14 protein-coding genes are annotated in these 16,350 nt (G+C 70.8%); all 14 read left to right on the top strand.

Annotation, left to right across the window (positions count from 1 at the left end; translation table 11 throughout):
* The first annotated feature begins 62 nt into the window (after positions 1 to 62).
* The 14 genes from V7E45_RS29900 (at position 63) to V7E45_RS29965 (ending at position 16,247) form a co-directional block, all read left to right on the top strand.
* The gene (locus tag V7E45_RS29900; RefSeq protein WP_333777335.1) at positions 63 to 2,027 is read left to right on the top strand and encodes a peptidoglycan D,D-transpeptidase FtsI family protein; all 1,965 of its coding nucleotides are present in this window, start codon (positions 63 to 65) and stop codon (positions 2,025 to 2,027) included.
* Positions 2,028 to 2,196: 169 nt separating this feature from the next.
* Positions 2,197 to 3,717, top strand: a complete 1,521-nt coding sequence (locus V7E45_RS29905; RefSeq protein ID WP_333777325.1) for a UDP-N-acetylmuramoyl-L-alanyl-D-glutamate--2,6-diaminopimelate ligase — start codon at positions 2,197 to 2,199, stop codon at positions 3,715 to 3,717.
* 4 nt (positions 3,718 to 3,721) lie between these two features.
* The gene (locus tag V7E45_RS29910) at positions 3,722 to 5,125 is read left to right on the top strand and encodes a UDP-N-acetylmuramoyl-tripeptide--D-alanyl-D-alanine ligase (protein ID WP_333777326.1); all 1,404 of its coding nucleotides are present in this window, start codon (positions 3,722 to 3,724) and stop codon (positions 5,123 to 5,125) included.
* Entirely contained in the window at positions 5,125 to 6,195 is a 1,071-nt protein-coding gene (gene mraY, locus V7E45_RS29915; RefSeq protein WP_333777336.1) for a phospho-N-acetylmuramoyl-pentapeptide-transferase, read from the top strand. Before V7E45_RS29910 ends, mraY begins: the two co-directional genes overlap by 1 nt.
* Positions 6,177 to 7,619: a UDP-N-acetylmuramoyl-L-alanine--D-glutamate ligase gene (murD, locus tag V7E45_RS29920; protein ID WP_333777327.1), complete on the top strand. Its 1,443-nt coding sequence runs from the start codon at positions 6,177 to 6,179 to the stop codon at positions 7,617 to 7,619. Before mraY ends, murD begins: the two co-directional genes overlap by 19 nt.
* Before the next feature lie 67 nt (positions 7,620 to 7,686).
* Positions 7,687 to 9,048 (top strand): putative lipid II flippase FtsW, encoded by a 1,362-nt coding sequence (ftsW, locus tag V7E45_RS29925; protein WP_333777328.1) that lies wholly within the window; start codon positions 7,687 to 7,689, stop codon positions 9,046 to 9,048.
* Between the two features lie 6 nt (positions 9,049 to 9,054).
* A complete protein-coding gene (gene murG / locus V7E45_RS29930; RefSeq protein ID WP_020939482.1) occupies positions 9,055 to 10,143 on the top strand; it encodes an undecaprenyldiphospho-muramoylpentapeptide beta-N-acetylglucosaminyltransferase in 1,089 nt (362 codons plus the stop codon).
* Positions 10,144 to 10,169: 26 nt separating this feature from the next.
* On the top strand, positions 10,170 to 10,964 hold the full coding sequence (locus tag V7E45_RS29935; RefSeq protein ID WP_333777329.1) for a cell division protein FtsQ/DivIB: 795 nt from the start codon (positions 10,170 to 10,172) through the stop codon (positions 10,962 to 10,964).
* A 278-nt stretch (positions 10,965 to 11,242) separates the two neighbouring features.
* Positions 11,243 to 12,451 carry a cell division protein FtsZ gene (ftsZ, locus tag V7E45_RS29940; RefSeq protein WP_333777330.1) on the top strand — a complete coding sequence of 403 codons (1,209 nt, stop codon included), beginning with the start codon at positions 11,243 to 11,245 and terminating at the stop codon, positions 12,449 to 12,451.
* Complete coding sequence (gene pgeF / locus V7E45_RS29945) at positions 12,448 to 13,176, top strand: peptidoglycan editing factor PgeF (protein ID WP_333777331.1); 729 nt, start codon at positions 12,448 to 12,450, stop codon at positions 13,174 to 13,176. The genes ftsZ and pgeF overlap by 4 nt, the downstream gene beginning before the upstream one ends.
* Positions 13,177 to 13,182: 6 nt before the next feature.
* A complete protein-coding gene (locus V7E45_RS29950; RefSeq protein ID WP_333777332.1) occupies positions 13,183 to 13,902 on the top strand; it encodes a YggS family pyridoxal phosphate-dependent enzyme in 720 nt (239 codons plus the stop codon).
* Positions 13,903 to 14,030: 128 nt separating this feature from the next.
* Positions 14,031 to 14,672 carry a cell division protein SepF gene (locus V7E45_RS29955; protein ID WP_333777333.1) on the top strand — a complete coding sequence of 214 codons (642 nt, stop codon included), beginning with the start codon at positions 14,031 to 14,033 and terminating at the stop codon, positions 14,670 to 14,672.
* 50 nt (positions 14,673 to 14,722) lie between these two features.
* Positions 14,723 to 15,010: a YggT family protein gene (locus V7E45_RS29960; protein WP_020939476.1), complete on the top strand. Its 288-nt coding sequence runs from the start codon at positions 14,723 to 14,725 to the stop codon at positions 15,008 to 15,010.
* Positions 15,011 to 15,065: 55 nt separating this feature from the next.
* The gene (locus V7E45_RS29965; protein WP_333777334.1) at positions 15,066 to 16,247 is read left to right on the top strand and encodes a DivIVA domain-containing protein; all 1,182 of its coding nucleotides are present in this window, start codon (positions 15,066 to 15,068) and stop codon (positions 16,245 to 16,247) included.
* Positions 16,248 to 16,350 lie beyond the last annotated feature (103 nt).

Consider the following 16,350-nt stretch of genomic DNA (forward strand, 5'->3'; position numbering starts at 1 on the left):
GCCCGCGCCCTGGTCAGAGCCCGCTCACCCGCACCCACCCCGACCCCCGGCAGGTGACGGAAGTGTCCGACAGGGAACCGCCGCGCCGCCGCGTGCCCGGCCCCGCGAAGCCGCCCCGTCCGAGGGGCGCCGTCCGGCGCCAGCCCGGCCCCGGCGCCCGACCGGCCCGCCGGCCCAGCGCGTACCGGCCCCCGCCCGCACCGGTCCTCCGGCTCGGCAGCCCGCGGCCCCGGCTGCGCATGGTCGGCCTCGGGCTCACCCTGGTGATGCTCGCCTTCGTCGTACGGCTGCTCCAGGTCCAGGCCGTCGACGCCGCCGCGTACGCCGCCAAGGCCGTGCAGAACCGCTATGTCGTGCACACCCTGGCCGCCGAGCGCGGCGGCATCACCGACCGCAACGGCGTGGCCCTCGCCATCAGCGAGGACGCCTACGACATCACGGCCGACCCGACGATGTTCACCGCCAAGCAGCTGAAGATCGGCAACGGACCGGAGCAGGCCGCGGCGCTGCTCGCGCCGATCCTTGGCCAGGACCAGGCGGCGATCGCCAGGAAGCTCAGGCCCGCGAACAAGCTGTCGCGCTACACCCGGCTCGCCACCCGCCGGACGCCGCAGGTCTGGAAGCAGATCAGGGACCTGAAGGCCGCGCTCACCAAGAAGGCCGAGACCGACAAGAGCACGGTCAACGTGCTCGCCGGCGTCTTCGCCGACCCGAGCAGCCAGCGCGTGTACCCCAACGGCGACCTCGCCGCCGGGATACTGGGCTGGGTCAACGCCGACGGCCGGGGCGGCGGCGGCATCGAACAGGAGCTGGACAAGCGGCTGTCGGGCAAGGACGGCCAGCTCCGCTACGCCCAGTCGGGCGGGCGCGAGGTGCCCACGGCCGGCTCGACGGAGATCCCCGCGGTACCGGGCTCCGACGTCGAACTCACCATCGACCGCGACATCCAGTGGGCCGCCCAGAACGCCATCACCGAGCAGGTGAAGAAGTCCAGGGCGGACCGCGGCTACGTCATCGTCCAGGACACCCGCACCGGCGAGATCCTGGCCATGGCCAACTCACCCGGTTTCGACCCCAACGACCTGTCGAAGGCCGACGGGGAGGCCATGGGCAACGCAGCCGTCCAGGACGCCTTCGAGCCCGGCTCCACCGCCAAGGTGATGTCGATGGCGGCCGTGCTCGAACGGAACGCGGCCACACCGCTCACCCACGTCGTCGTGCCGAACCGGCTGCACCGCGGCGACCGGCTCTTCCAGGACGACGTCGACCACGGCACCTGGTACCTCACCCTCAACGGCGTGCTCGCCAAGTCCAGCAACATCGGCACCATCCTCGCCACCGGCCAGCTCGGCCGGACCCAGCCGGAGGCCAACAAGGTCCTCTACTCGTACCTGCGCAAGTTCGGCATCGGCGGCGCCACCGGGCTCGGCTTCCCCGGCGAGACCAGGGGCATCCTCGCGCCCGCCGCGAAGTGGTCCACGTCGCAGCAGTACACGATTCCTTTCGGCCAGGGCTTCTCGCTCAGCGCAATGCAGGCCGCCTCCGTGTACTCGACGATCGCCAACGGCGGTGTCCGCGTCGAGCCGACCCTGGTACGCGGGACCAAGGGCGCCGACGGACGCTTCGCACCCGTCCCGCAGCCCAAGAAGACCCGTGTGGTCAGCGCGAAGACGGCGAAGACCCTCGCCCAGATGCTGGAGTCCGTCGTGGACGACGAGCAGGGGACCGGCATCAAGGCCCGTATCCCCGGGTACCGGGTCGCTGGCAAGACCGGTACGGCCAACCGCGTGGATCCGGCCACCGGCCGCTACCACGGCTACACCTCGTCCTTCGCCGGATTCGCACCCGCGGACAACCCGCGGATCACCGTCTACTGCGCGATCCAGAACGCCACGTCGGGCAGCTACTACGGCGGCCAGATCTGCGGCCCGATCTACAAGCAGGTGATGGAGTTCGCCCTGAAGACCCTCCAGGTCCCGCCGACCGGGGCGAGGCCCGCCAGCCTGCCCGTCGACTACAAGCCCTGATCAGCACACGCGAACGACCACCAGGAACCCACTCGTGACGACGAACAGCCCGAACCCCGGGAACCAGGGCACCCCTGGCCCCTCACTTCGCTCCGGAGCGGGTGCGCCCGGTACGCTCACCGCCGTGCCACACGCTGATCAGTCCCAAACCACCCAGAAGGGCGCTTCCGTGACATATCCGGGACCGCCGCGTCCGGTCCAGGTCTCCGCCACACCTCTCGCGGAACTGGCCGATCAGCTGGGTGCCGCCGCTCCGGCCGCCGCCGCCGAGATCACGGGGATCACCCACGACTCGCGCGCCGTCCGCCCCGGCGACCTGTACGCCGCCCTCCCGGGCGCCCGCCTGCACGGCGCCGACTTCGTCACCCAGGCCGCCGGCCTCGGCGCGGTCGCCGTGCTCACCGACCCGACCGGCGCCGAGCGCGCCGCCGCGACCGGACTGCCGGTCCTGGTGGTGGACGACCCGCGCGCACGGATGGGCGAACTGGCGGCCACGATCTACGGCCGTCCCGGCCGGGACCTGCTCCAGATCGGCATCACCGGCACCTCGGGCAAGACCACCACCGCCTACCTGGTCGAGGGCGGTCTGCGCACCACGCGCAGCACCGGTCTCATCGGGACCGTCGAGATGCGCATCGGCGAGGAGCGCATCAAGTCCGAGCGCACCACCCCCGAAGCCACCGACCTGCAGGCCCTGTTCGCGGTCATGCGCGAACGCGGTGTGGACGCGGTCGCCATGGAGGTCTCCAGCCACGCGCTGGTCCTCGGCCGGGTCGACGGCTGTGTCTTCGACATCGCCGTCTTCACCAACCTCAGCCCGGAACACATGGAGTTCCACTCCGACATGGAGGACTACTTCCGGGCCAAGGCGCAGCTCTTCACCCCGGAACGCAGCAGACTCGGCGTGGTCAACACCGACGACGAGTACGGCCGCCGGCTCGCCGCGGAGGCTACCGTCCCGGTGGTCACCTTCTCCGCCGAGGGCCACCCCGACGCCGACTGGCGCGCCGAGGACGTCCAGGTCGGTCCCATGGACTCGACGTTCACCGTGCTCGGCCCCGAAGGCCGGCGCGTCCACGCCAGGTCGCCGATCGCCGGTCCCTTCAACGTGGCGAACACCCTCGCGGCGATCGTCGCCCTCGCCGTGGCCGGTCTCGACCCGCAGACCGCCGCCGACGGCATCGCCGCCGTGCCGGGCGTCCCCGGCCGCCTGGAGCGCGTGGACGCCGGTCAGCCCTACCTCGCCGTCGTCGACTACGCCCACAAGACCGACGCGGTCGAGTCGGTGCTCAAGGCGCTGCGCAAGGTCACCAAGGGCCGGCTGCACGTGGTCCTCGGCTGCGGCGGCGACCGTGACCGGACCAAGCGCGCCCCGATGGGCGCCGCCGCGGCCCGGCTGTCCGACACGGCCGTACTGACCTCCGACAACCCCCGCTCCGAGGACCCCCTGGCGATCCTCGCGACCATGCTCCAGGGCGCGGCCTCCGTGCCGGCCCACGAGCGTGGCGAGGTGCTCCTGTTCGAGGACCGGGCCGCCGCGATCGCCGCCGCCGTGGGCCGCGCCCAGGCCGGCGACACCGTGCTGGTCGCGGGCAAGGGCCACGAGCAGGGCCAGGACATCGCCGGCGTGATCCGTCCCTTCGACGACCGCCAGGTACTTCGCGAAGCTATCCAGAAGACCCAGGGATGAACTTGTGATCGCCCTCTCCCTCGCCGAGATCGCCGAAGTCGTCGGCGGGCAGACGCACGACATACCGGATCCGTCCGTCCAGGTCACGGGACCGGTCGTCCGGGACTCCCGGGAGGTCCGCGAAGGCAGCCTCTTCGTGGCCTTCGTCGGCGAGCGCGCCGACGGCCACGACTACGCGCAGGAGGTCGTCAAGGCCGGTGCGGCCGCCGTGCTGGCGTCCCGGCCCGTCGGCGTGCCCGCGATCGTGGTCGAGGACGTCCAGACCGCCCTCGGCGCCCTCGCCCGCCATGTCGTACGACGGCTCGGCGCGACCCTCGTCGCCCTGACCGGCTCGGCGGGCAAGACCAGCACCAAGGACCTCATCGCCCAGGTGCTCCGGCGCAAGGCGCCGACCGTGTTCACGCCCGGCTCGCTCAACAACGAGATCGGGCTGCCGCTGACCGCCCTGTCCGCGACCGCGGAAACCCGGTTCCTGGTCCTGGAGATGGGCGCCCGGGGTATCGGCCACATCCGCTACCTCGCCGAGCTGACCCCGCCGCGGATCGGCCTGGTGCTCAACGTAGGCAGCGCCCACATCGGCGAGTTCGGCGGCCGCGAGCAGATCGCCCAGGCCAAGGGCGAACTCGTCGAGGCGCTCCCCGCGGCGACCGACGGCGGCGCCGCGATCCTCAACGCCGACGACCCGCTGGTGCGCGCCATGGCCTCCCGTACCAAGGCGAAGGTGGTCCTTTTCGGAGAGTCGGCCGAAGCGGACGTACGCGCCGAGAACGTACGACTCACGGACAGCGGACAGCCCGCCTTCAGGCTTCACACACCCTCCGGTGCAAGCGATGTGACCATGCGCCTGTACGGTGAGCACCACGTGTCGAACGCGCTCGCCGCGGCCGCCGTCGCCCATGAGCTGGGCATGTCCGCGGAAGAGATCGCCCTCGCGCTCTCCGAGGCGGGCTCCCTCTCCCGCTGGCGGATGGAGGTCACCGAGCGCCCGGACGGCGTGACCATCGTCAACGACGCCTACAACGCCAACCCCGAGTCCATGCGGGCCGCCCTCAGGGCGCTCGCGGCCATGGGCAAGGGGCGCCGCACGTGGGCGGTGCTCGGCAAGATGGCCGAGTTGGGGGACGAGGCGCTCGCCGAGCACGACGCCGTCGGACGGCTCGCCGTCCGGCTCAACGTCAGCAAGCTCGTCGCGGTCGGGGGGATTGAGGCCTCCTGGCTGCAACTGGGCGCATATAACGAGGGTTCGTGGGGTGAGGAGTCGGTGCACGTGTCCGACGCACAGGCGGCGGTCGACCTGTTGCGCAGCGAGTTGCGCCCGGGGGACGTCGTACTCGTGAAGGCCTCCCGTTCGGTGGGGCTCGAGGGCGTCGCCCAGGCGCTCGTCGAGGGCGGGGTCGATGCCCGATGATGAAGCAGATCCTGTTCTCGGGAGTCATCGGCCTCTTCCTGACGCTGGTCGGCACCCCGCTGCTGATCAAGCTCCTCGCCCGCAAGGGCTACGGCCAGTACATCCGGGACGACGGCCCGCGTGAGCACGCCAGCAAGCGCGGTACGCCGACCATGGGCGGCATCGCCTTCATCCTGGCGACGATCGCGGCGTACTTCCTCAGCAAGCTCATCACCGGCTACGCCCCGACCTACTCGGGTCTGCTGGTCCTCGGCCTGATGTTCGGCATGGGCCTGGTCGGCTTCCTGGACGACTACATCAAGATCGTCAAGCGGCGGTCGCTGGGTCTGCGGGCCAAGGCGAAGATGGCCGGCCAGCTCATCGTCGGCATCGGCTTCGCCGTGCTGTCGCTGATGTTCTCCGACTCCCGCGGCAACACCCCGGCGTCCACCAAGCTGTCGTTCATCACCGACTTCGGCTGGTCGATCGGCCCGGTGCTGTTCGTGGTCTGGGCGCTGTTCATGATCCTGGCGATGTCGAACGGCGTGAACCTGACGGACGGTCTCGACGGTCTGGCGACCGGTGCCTCCGTCCTCGTCTTCGGCGCCTACACGTTCATCGGCGTCTGGCAGTTCCAGGAGTCGTGCGCCAACGCGCAGACCCTGACGAACCCGAACGCCTGCTACGAGGTGCGCGACCCGCTGGACCTCGCGGTCGTCGCCTCCGCGCTGATGGGCGCCTGCCTGGGCTTCCTGTGGTGGAACACCTCGCCCGCCAAGATCTTCATGGGGGACACGGGTTCGCTCGCCCTCGGCGGTGTGCTCACGGGCCTGGCCATCCTCTCCCGCACGGAGCTGCTGGTGGCCATCATGGGCGGCCTGTTCGTCCTCATCACCATGTCGGTCGTCATCCAGGTCGGCTCGTTCCGGCTCACCGGGAAACGCGTCTTCCGGATGGCACCGCTCCAGCACCACTTCGAACTCAAGGGCTGGTCCGAAGTCCTGGTGGTGGTCCGCTTCTGGATCATCCAGGGGATCTGCGTGATCGTCGGACTCGGCCTCTTCTACGCGGGATGGGCAGCGGACAAGTGACCTCCTCGGTGCCCACAGGGCTTTCGGAGTTCCAGGGCAAGCACGTCACCGTCGCCGGACTCGGAGTCTCCGGCGTCCCGGCGGCCAGGGTGCTGCACGCGCGCGGCGCGATCGTCACGGTCGTCAACGACGGCGACGACGCACGCGCGCGTGAGCAGGCGGCCGAACTGGAGGCGCTCGGTGTCACCGTGCGCCTGGGCGACGGCGCGACCCTGCCCGAGGGCACCGAGCTGATCGTCACCGCCCCGGGCTGGAAGCCCGACAAGCCGCTCTTCCTGGCGGCCGGGGAGGCGGGCGTGCCCGTCTGGGGCGACGTGGAACTGGCCTGGCGCCTGCGCGGGCCCGACGCGGCCCCCTGGCTCGCCGTGACCGGCACCAACGGCAAGACCACCACCGTGCAGATGCTGGCCTCGATCCTGCGGGCCGCCGGGCTGCGCACGGCCGCCGTCGGCAACATCGGCGTCTCGCTGCTGGACGCGGTCCTCGGCGAGGAGCCGTACGACGTGCTCGCCGTGGAGCTGTCCAGCTACCAGCTGCACTGGGCGCCCTCCCTGCGCGCCCACTCGGCGGCCGTGCTGAACCTCGCCCCGGACCACCTCGACTGGCACGGCTCCATGGAGGCCTACGCGGCCGACAAGGGCCGCATCTACGAGGGCAACCAGGTCGCCTGCGTCTACAACACGGCCGACCCGCGCACCGAGGACCTGGTGCGCGAGGCCGACGTCGAGGAGGGCTGCCGGGCCGTCGGGTTCACCCTCGGCGCCCCCGGCCCGTCCCAACTCGGCGTCGTGGACGGCATCCTGGTCGACCGGGCCTTCGTGGAGAACCGGTACAAGAACGCGCAGGAGCTGGCCGAGGTCTCCGACGTCGAGCCGCCGGCCCCGCACAACATCGCCAACGCCCTTGCCGCCGCAGCCCTCGCGCGCGCCTTCGGGGTGCCCGCCGCGGCCGTCCGCGACGGTCTGCGCGCCTTCCGTCCCGACGCGCACCGCATCGCGCACGTCGCGGACATCGACGGCGTGGCCTACGTCGACGACTCCAAGGCCACCAACACCCATGCCGCAGAAGCCTCGTTGGCGTCATATGAGCCGATTGTATGGATTGCTGGTGGTCTGGCGAAGGGCGCGACCTTCGACGAACTGGTCGCCAGGTCGGCGAAGCGGCTGCGCGGTGCCGTCCTGATCGGCGCCGATCGAGCCCTGATCCGCGAGGCCCTCGCGCGACACGCCCCGGAAGTACCCGTCGTGGACCTCGAACGGACCGACACTGGGGCGATGCTCCAGGCGGTGACGGAAGCGAAGCGGCTCGCACAGCCCGGTGACACGGTGCTGCTGGCCCCGGCCTGTGCCTCCATGGACATGTTCACCAACTACAACGAGCGCGGTGACGCGTTCGCGGAGGCGGTCCGCGAACTCGGCGCCTGACCCGGCCGCCTGCCGGGCGGATCTTGGGAGGGACGCGTGGGACGGTCGACGTTCACTGGAGGCGCTGATGCCCGGTAGCCGTACCGGCCGACCGCCCGTACAGCGGGCGCCCCGCCGTCCCGCCGCCGCCCGGCCCACGCGCGAGAACCCCGTGCTGCGGCTCTACACGCGGGCGCGCAAGGCCTGGGACCGCCCGCTGACCGCCTACTACCTGATCCTCGGCGGCAGCCTGCTGATCACCGTGCTGGGCCTGGTGATGGTCTACTCGGCCTCCCAGATCACCGCGCTCCAGCTCTCGCTCCCCGGGTCGTACTTCTTCCGCAAACAGGCCCTGGCCGCGCTCATCGGCGGCGCACTGCTGTTCGCGGCCTCCCGCATGCCGGTGAAACTGCACCGTGCGCTCGCCTACCCGATCCTGGCCGGCGCCGTCTTCATGATGGCCCTGGTGCAGGTGCCCGGGATAGGGATGTCGATCAACGGCAACCAGAACTGGATCTCCCTCGGCGGCTCCTTCCAGATCCAGCCCAGCGAGTTCGGCAAGCTCGCCCTCGTCCTGTGGGGCGCCGACCTGATCGCCCGCAAGCAGGAGCGGAAGCTGCTGACCCAGTGGAAGCACATGCTGGTGCCACTGGTCCCGGTCGCCTTCCTGCTGCTGGGCCTGATCATGCTCGGCGGCGACATGGGCACCGCGATCATCCTCACGGCGATCCTGTTCGGCCTGCTCTGGCTCGCCGGGGCGCCCACCCGGCTGTTCGCCGGGGTGCTGACCATCGCCGCTCTGATCGGCGGGGTCCTCATCAAGACCAGCCCCAACCGCATGGCCCGGCTGGCCTGCATCGGCGCCACCGAGCCCAAGGCCGGGGTGGCCGACTGCTGGCAGGCCGTGCACGGCATCTACGCCCTCGCCTCCGGCGGACTCTTCGGATCCGGCCTCGGCGCGAGTGTGGAAAAATGGGGCCAACTACCCGAAGCCCACACAGACTTCATCTTCGCCGTCACCGGTGAGGAACTGGGCCTCGCGGGGACGCTGTCGGTACTCGCCCTGTTCGCGGCTCTAGGCTATGCGGGTATCCGCGTGGCCGGATGCACGGAGGACCCCTTCGTGAGGTACGCCGCGGGAGGCGTGACCACGTGGATCACCGCTCAGGCGGTGATCAACATCGGTGCGGTGCTCGGCCTGCTGCCGATCGCCGGCGTCCCCCTCCCGCTGTTCTCCTACGGAGGGTCCGCCCTGCTGCCGACCATGTTCGCCATCGGGCTGCTGATCGCCTTCGCACGCGACGAGCCCGCTGCGCGGGCGGCGCTTGCGATGAGGCAACCTCGCTTTGGTAGAAAGCGGGCTGGAGGCGCCAGGATGGATCGGGGGCCTCGGAGATGGAACACGATGCGACGGCGTGCCTCGGTGGCGCGTACGTCCGGAGAGCGGTGAATTTCGGTGCATGTCGTACTCGCTGGTGGGGGGACCGCCGGCCACATCGAGCCCGCGCTCGCCCTCGCGGACGCCCTGCGCAGGCAGGACCCGACCGTGGGCATCACGGCCCTCGGCACGGAACGCGGACTTGAGACCCGACTCGTCCCGGAGCGCGGCTACGAGCTGGCGCTGATCCCCGCCGTGCCGCTGCCCCGCAAGCCCACGCCCGAGCTGATCACCGTCCCGGGCCGGCTGCGCGGGACCATCAAGGCGGCCGAGCAGATCCTGGAGCGCACCAAGGCGGACTGCGTGGTCGGCTTCGGCGGCTACGTCGCCCTGCCCGGCTACCTGGCCGCCAAGCGCCTGGGCGTGCCCATCGTGATCCACGAGGCCAACGCCCGCCCCGGCCTGGCCAACAAGATCGGCTCGCGGTACGCGGCCCGGGTCGCCGTCTCCACCCCGGACAGCAAGCTGCGCGACGCCCGCTACATCGGCATCCCGCTGCGCCGCTCCATCGCCACCCTGGACCGCGCCGCCGTCCGCCCCGAGGCCCGCGCCCGCTTCGGCCTCGACCCCAACCTGCCCACGCTGCTCGTCTCGGGCGGCTCGCAGGGCGCCCGGCGCCTCAACGAGGTCGTCCAGCAGGTCGCCCCGTGGCTCCAGCAGGCCGGCATCCAGATCCTGCACGCGGTCGGCCCGAAGAACGAACTGCCGCAGGTGCAGCAGATGCCGGGAATGCCCCCATACATCCCGGTAAGTTACCTGGACCGGATGGACCTCGCGTACGCCGCGGCCGACATGATGCTCTGCCGCGCGGGCGCGATGACCGTCGCCGAACTCTCCGCCGTCGGTCTCCCGGCCGCCTACGTCCCGCTGCCCATCGGCAACGGCGAACAGCGGCTGAACGCCCAGCCGGTGGTCAAGGCCGGCGGTGGACTCCTGGTCGACGACGCGGAACTCACCCCGGAATGGGTGCAGCAGACCGTTCTGCCCGTGCTCGCCGACCCGCACCGGCTGTACGAGATGTCCCGCGCCGCCGGTGAGTTCGGCCGCCGGGACGCCGACGAGCTGCTCGTCGGCATGGTGTACGAGGCGATCGCCTCACGCCGTTAGGACCGTATGACGAAAGGGCTGTGAGCGTGGCCGGACCGACGACCGCCGAGCGCGGTGACCGCCAGCAGGAGTCGTCCGGCCCGCCGCCCACGCGGCGGTCCGGCACACGCCGCCTCCGCGCCCTCGTCGTCCTGGCCGCCGCACTGGTGCTCCTCGTGGGCGGCTGCGCCTGGTTGCTGTACGGCTCCTCGTGGCTGCGCCTGGAGCACGTCTCGGTCTCCGGCACCCGGATGCTGACCCCCGCCGATGTGCGCGAGGCCGCCTCCGTGCCGGTCGGGGCACCGCTGGTCTCCGTCGACACGGCGGCCGTCGAGGCCCGGCTCCGCCGGAAACTGCCCCGGATCGACACCGTTGACGTCGTCCGTTCCTGGCCCCACGGAATCGGCCTGAAAGTCACCGAACGCACCCCGGTGCTCCTTGTCCGGAAAGCCGGGACGTTTGTGGAAGTCGACGACGACGGTGTCCGGTTCGCCACGGTTTCGCAGGCGCCGAAAGGCGTTCCGGTCCTGGAACTGACCGCCTCCCGTGCCGGTTCCGGCGCCGCGAGCTTCCGGCGCTTCGGCACCGACCGGCTGGTGCGCGAGGCGGTGCGGGTCGGCGGCGACCTGCCGGCCGCGGTGGCGCGGCAGACCCGGACCGTTCAAGTCCGTTCCTACGACGACATCTCGCTGGAGTTGGGCGACGGACGCTCGGTCGCGTGGGGCAGCGGCGAGGGGGGCCGAGCCAAGGCACGGGCCCTCACAGCACTCATGAAAGCAGCTCCCGGCGCACGGCACTTCGATGTCAGCGTGCCCACCGCCCCTGCGTCATCGGGGAGTTGACGCACATCAGCGCAGGCCAGCACCCTGGTTGGGCACCGCTATGGCTGATCACATAGGGTGAAAAGAAAAACGGGAGGTTCGGCGTGTTCGTTGAACGGGCGCCACTTGTCGACTTAGTGTCCTGTTCAGAAGACTCCAGGGAACAGACACACTGGTAACCCTAAACTTCAAGGTTAGGGTTCGGGTCGGCGTTCGGACCGTCCCATTCGGCATCCGTCGTCCCGGTGCGGGAAACCGCCCGGCGACGACAACGTAATTCGAGGCGAGAGGCCTTCGACGTGGCAGCACCGCAGAACTACCTCGCAGTCATCAAGGTCATCGGTGTCGGCGGCGGTGGTGTCAATGCCATCAACCGGATGATCGAGGTCGGTCTCAAGGGCGTCGAGTTCATCGCCATCAACACCGACGCACAGGCGCTGTTGATGAGCGACGCCGACGTGAAGCTCGACGTCGGCCGTGAACTCACCCGCGGACTCGGCGCCGGAGCCAACCCGGCCGTCGGCCGCAAGGCCGCCGAGGATCACCGCGAGGAGATCGAGGAGGTCCTCAAGGGGGCCGACATGGTCTTCGTGACGGCCGGTGAGGGCGGCGGCACCGGCACCGGCGGGGCGCCGGTCGTGGCCAACATCGCGCGCTCGCTGGGCGCCCTCACCATCGGCGTGGTCACGCGCCCGTTCACCTTCGAGGGACGGCGCCGCGCGAACCAGGCCGAGGACGGCATCGCCGAGCTGCGCGAGGAGGTGGACACCCTCATCGTCATCCCGAACGACCGGCTGCTGTCCATCTCGGACCGCCAGGTCTCGGTCCTGGACGCCTTCAAGTCCGCCGACCAGGTCCTGCTCTCCGGTGTCCAGGGCATCACCGACCTCATCACCACCCCCGGCCTGATCAACCTCGACTTCGCCGACGTGAAGTCGGTCATGTCCGAGGCGGGTTCCGCCCTGATGGGCATCGGCTCGGCCCGCGGCGACGACCGCGCGGTGGCCGCCGCCGAGATGGCGATCTCCTCGCCGCTGCTGGAGGCGTCCATCGACGGCGCCCGGGGCGTGCTGCTCTCCATCTCCGGCGGTTCGGACCTCGGCCTGTTCGAGATCAACGAGGCGGCCCAGCTGGTCAGCGAGGCGGCCCACCCCGAGGCCAACATCATCTTCGGCGCCGTCATCGACGACGCCCTCGGCGACGAGGTCCGGGTCACCGTGATCGCGGCCGGATTCGACGGCGGCCAGCCGCCGGCCCGCCGGGACAACGTCCTCGGCTCGGCCTCCTCCTCGCCGGCCCCGGCCCGCCGCGAGGAGCCCGCTCCGGCACGGCAGCCGGAGAGCCGCCCGTCCTTCGGCTCGCTCGGCAGCGTGACGCCGAAGGAGGAGCCGGAGCCGGCGCCCGAGCCGGTCGCCGAGATCCCGGTGGCCCCGCCGGTCCCGCCGTCGCCGCGGACCTACTCGGACAGCGCGGCCGAGGAGCTGGACGTGCCGGACTTCCTGAAGTGATAGGACGGCGCGAGAGCGTGAGCGGCGCGCACTTCGCCTTCACCGACCGGTGGGGCGGGGTGAGCGCCGCTCCGTATGACGAGCTCAACCTCGGCGGAGCGGTCGGCGACGATTCCGGATCGGTGCGCGCGAACCGGGAACTGGCGGCGAAGACACTGGGGCTCGACCCCGGTCTCGTCGTCTGGATGAACCAGGTGCACGGCGCCGACGTGGCCGTCGTGGACGCGCCCTGGGGCGCGCGGCCCGTCCCCGAGGTCGACGCCCTCGTCACCACCCGCCGGGAGCTCGCCCTCGCGGTCCTCACCGCCGACTGCGTACCGGTCCTGCTGGCCGACCCGGTCGCCGGTGTGGTGGCCGCCGCACACGCCGGGCGGCCCGGCATGATCAAGGGCGTCGTCCCCGCCGTCGTACGGGCCATGGCCGAACTCGGCGCCGAGCCGGGCCGGATCGTCGCCCGCACCGGCCCCGCCGTGTGCGGCCGGTGCTACGAGGTGCCGGAGGCGATGCGTGCCGAGGTGGCCGCCGTCGAGCCGGCCGCGCACGCCGTGACGAGTTGGGGCACACCGGCGGTCGACGTGGGCGCCGGCGTGCACGCCCAGCTCGAACGGCTCGGGGTGGACGACCGGGCGCAGTCTCCGGTGTGCACCCTGGAGTCGGGCGACCACTTCTCCTACCGGCGCGACCGCACCACCGGGCGGCTCGCCGGCTATGTCTGGCTGGACTGATCGGGCATGACGGAACGTAAGACCGAACTCGCCGCGAACCTGGCGAAAGTGGAGCAGCGCATCGCCGCCGCCTGTGCGGCGGCCGGGCGCGAGCGGGACGAGGTGACCCTGATCGTGGTCACCAAGACCTACCCGGCGAGCGATGTGCGGATCCTGTCGGAGCTCGGCGTGCGTCACGTCGCCGAGAACCGGGACCAGGACGCCGCCCCGAAGGCCGCCGCGTGTGCGGATCTTCCCCTGAAGTGGCACTTTGTCGGTCAGTTGCAGACCAACAAAGTCCGTTCCGTGGTGGGTTATGCCGATGTGGTGCAGTCCATCGATCGCGCCCGGCTGGTGACGGCGCTGTCGAAGGAGGCGGTGCGGACCGGGCGCGAGGTGGGCTGTCTCGTCCAGGTCGCGCTCGACGCGGGCGAGCGCGAGCGGGGCGAGCGCGGAGGCGTCGCGCCCGCCGGGATCGAGGAGTTGGCCCGGCTCGTGGCCGACGCTCCCGGACTGCGGCTGGACGGTCTGATGACCGTCGCTCCGCTCACCGGGGAATACGCGGGACGCGAACAGGCGGCGTTCGGGCGGCTCATGGATTTGTCGACCGACCTGCGCCGGGCCCATCCGGCTGCAACCATGGTGTCGGCAGGGATGAGTGCGGACCTCGAACAGGCCGTGGCGGCCGGAGCGACACATGTGCGCGTCGGCACCGCGGTACTCGGAGTCCGACCCAGGCTCGGGTAACGTCGCCAAGAAGTCGGACCACAGCAGAAAATATGGTCAATGCCCGCCAAGGCAGGCACAACGACCCCGTGGATCGCGGGCACTTGGCAGTCGTCAGCCGATCCACCACAGAGCGGAGGACTCAGAGCATGGCCGGCGCGATGCGCAAGATGGCGGTCTACCTCGGCCTCGTGGAGGACGATGGGTACGACGGCCGTGGATTCGACCCCGACGACGACTTCGAGCCCGAGCTGGACCCGGAGCCCGAGCGGGAGCACCGACGGCACGAACCGTCACACCAGTCGCATGGCGCGCATCAGTCCCAAAGGGACGAAGAGGTGCGAATCGTGCAACCGCCCGCGCAACGTGAGCCGGTGGCCCGATCGACGGCGCTCGCCGCGGAATCCAGCCGTCCGGCGCGCATCGCGCCCGTGGCATCCATCACACAAGAACGTCAGTCCCTGGAGAAGAACGCGCCGGTGATCATGCCCAAGGTCGTGTCCGAACGAGAGCCGTACCGGATCACCACGCTCCATCCCCGGACCTACAACGAAGCCCGTACCATCGGGGAACACTTCCGTGAGGGCACCCCGGTGATCATGAATCTCACTGAGATGGATGACACAGACGCCAAGCGACTTGTCGACTTTGCGGCCGGTTTGGTGTTTGGTCTTCACGGCAGCATCGAGCGGGTGACGCAGAAGGTGTTCCTGTTGTCGCCTGCTAACGTCGATGTCACGGCGGAGGACAAGGCCCGCATCGCAGAGGGCGGGTTCTTCAACCAGAGCTGAGACGCACCACCGGATCAAGGCACGGAACAGGGGAGAGGGAAAGTCAGGCCATGAGCGTGTTCGCGCAGGTGATCTACATCGCGCTGATGGTGTTCCTCGTCGTGCTGATCTTCCGGCTGGTCATGGACTACGTCTTCCAGTTCGCCCGCTCGTGGCAACCCGGCAAGGCGATGGTGGTCATCCTGGAGGCCACCTACACTGTCACCGATCCACCGCTGAAGCTTCTGCGGCGGTTCATCCCGCCGCTGCGTCTCGGGGGCGTGGCGCTCGACCTGTCCTTCTTCGTACTGATGATCATCGTCTGGATCCTCATCTCCGTCGCACAGAGATTCGTGTGATGAGGATGGACGATACGGTCTTGCCGACTGCCGATGACTACGTTGAGGTGAAGAGATGCCGTTGACCCCCGAGGACGTGCGGAACAAGCAGTTCACGACCGTCCGCCTCCGAGAAGGCTATGACGAGGACGAGGTCGATGCCTTCCTCGACGAGGTCGAAGCCGAGCTGACCCGTCTGCTCCGTGAGAACGAGGACCTGCGGGCCAAACTGGCCGCGGCCACGCGCGCTGCTGCCCAGAACCAGCAGAACATGCGCAAGCCCCCGGAGCAGGACCAGCAGCATCCTCAGCAGCAGGGCATGCGAGGTCCCGGCGCGCCGGTGCCCGCCGGCATATCGGGCCCGCCGCAGCAGCAGATGGGTGGCCCCATGGGTGGCCCGCCCCAGCTGCCGAGCGGTGCGCCGCAGCTGCCTGCCGGCCCCAGCGGCCAGGGCGGCCACCAGGGCCAGGGTCCGATGGGTCAGGGTCCGATGGGTCAGGGTCCGATGGGTCAGGGCCCGATGGGTCAGGGCCCGATGGGTCAGGGCCCGATGGGTCAGGGTCCGATGGGCCAGGGCCCCATGGGCGGTCAGTCGCCCATGCAGCAGCAGATGGGCGGCCCCATGGGCGGTCCGATGGGCGGCCCCGGTCAGGGTCCCGGTGGCGACAGCGCCGCCCGAGTCCTCTCGCTGGCCCAGCAGACCGCCGACCAGGCGATCGCCGAGGCCCGCTCCGAGGCCAACAAGATCGTCGGCGAGGCCCGCAGCCGCGCCGAGGGTCTGGAGCGCGACGCCCGTGCCAAGGCCGACGCCCTGGAGCGGGACGCGCAGGAGAAGCACCGCGTCGCGATGGGCTCCCTGGAGTCCGCCCGCGCCACGCTGGAGCGCAAGGTCGAGGACCTGCGCGGCTTCGAGCGCGAGTACCGCACGCGTCTGAAGTCGTACCTCGAGTCCCAGCTGCGTCAGCTGGAGACCCAGGCCGACGACTCCCTGGCGCCGCCGCGTACTCCGGCCACCGCGTCCCTGCCGCCGTCCCCGGCGCCCTCCATGGCTCCGGCCGGCGCGAGCGCCCCGTCCTACGGCGGCAACCAGGGGATGGGCGGTCCGTCCGCGCCGTCGGCCCCGTCCTACGGCGGCCAGCAGCAGATGACCCCCGCGATGACCCAGCCCATGGCTCCGGTCCGTCCGCAGGGTCCGTCCCCGATGGGTCAGGCACCGTCGCCGATGCGCGGGTTCCTGATCGACGAGGACGACAACTGAGTAGCGAGCACTAGTACGACAAGGGCGTCGGCAGCGTTCATCGAGGGCGGGGGGGGGGGGGGGGGGGGGGGGGGGGGGGGCGGGGGGGGGGGGGGTGGGGGGG

Origin of the sequence: Streptomyces sp. IBSBF 3136, assembly GCF_036815105.1 — a bacterium.
Lineage (GTDB): Bacteria > Actinomycetota > Actinomycetes > Streptomycetales > Streptomycetaceae > Streptomyces.

What these genes read in the sequence shown, in the direction of transcription:
- mraY (WP_333777336.1), top strand. Translation starts at nt 5,125, where the DNA reads ATGAAGCAGATCCTGTTCTCGGGAGTCATCGGCCTCTTCCTGACGCTG.
- murD (WP_333777327.1), top strand. Translation starts at nt 6,177, where the DNA reads ATGGGCAGCGGACAAGTGACCTCCTCGGTGCCCACAGGGCTTTCGGAG.
- ftsW (WP_333777328.1), top strand. Translation starts at nt 7,687, where the DNA reads ATGCCCGGTAGCCGTACCGGCCGACCGCCCGTACAGCGGGCGCCCCGC.
- V7E45_RS29950 (WP_333777332.1), top strand. Translation starts at nt 13,183, where the DNA reads ATGACGGAACGTAAGACCGAACTCGCCGCGAACCTGGCGAAAGTGGAG.
- V7E45_RS29955 (WP_333777333.1), top strand. Translation starts at nt 14,031, where the DNA reads ATGGCCGGCGCGATGCGCAAGATGGCGGTCTACCTCGGCCTCGTGGAG.
- V7E45_RS29960 (WP_020939476.1), top strand. Translation starts at nt 14,723, where the DNA reads ATGAGCGTGTTCGCGCAGGTGATCTACATCGCGCTGATGGTGTTCCTC.
- V7E45_RS29965 (WP_333777334.1), top strand. Translation starts at nt 15,066, where the DNA reads ATGCCGTTGACCCCCGAGGACGTGCGGAACAAGCAGTTCACGACCGTC.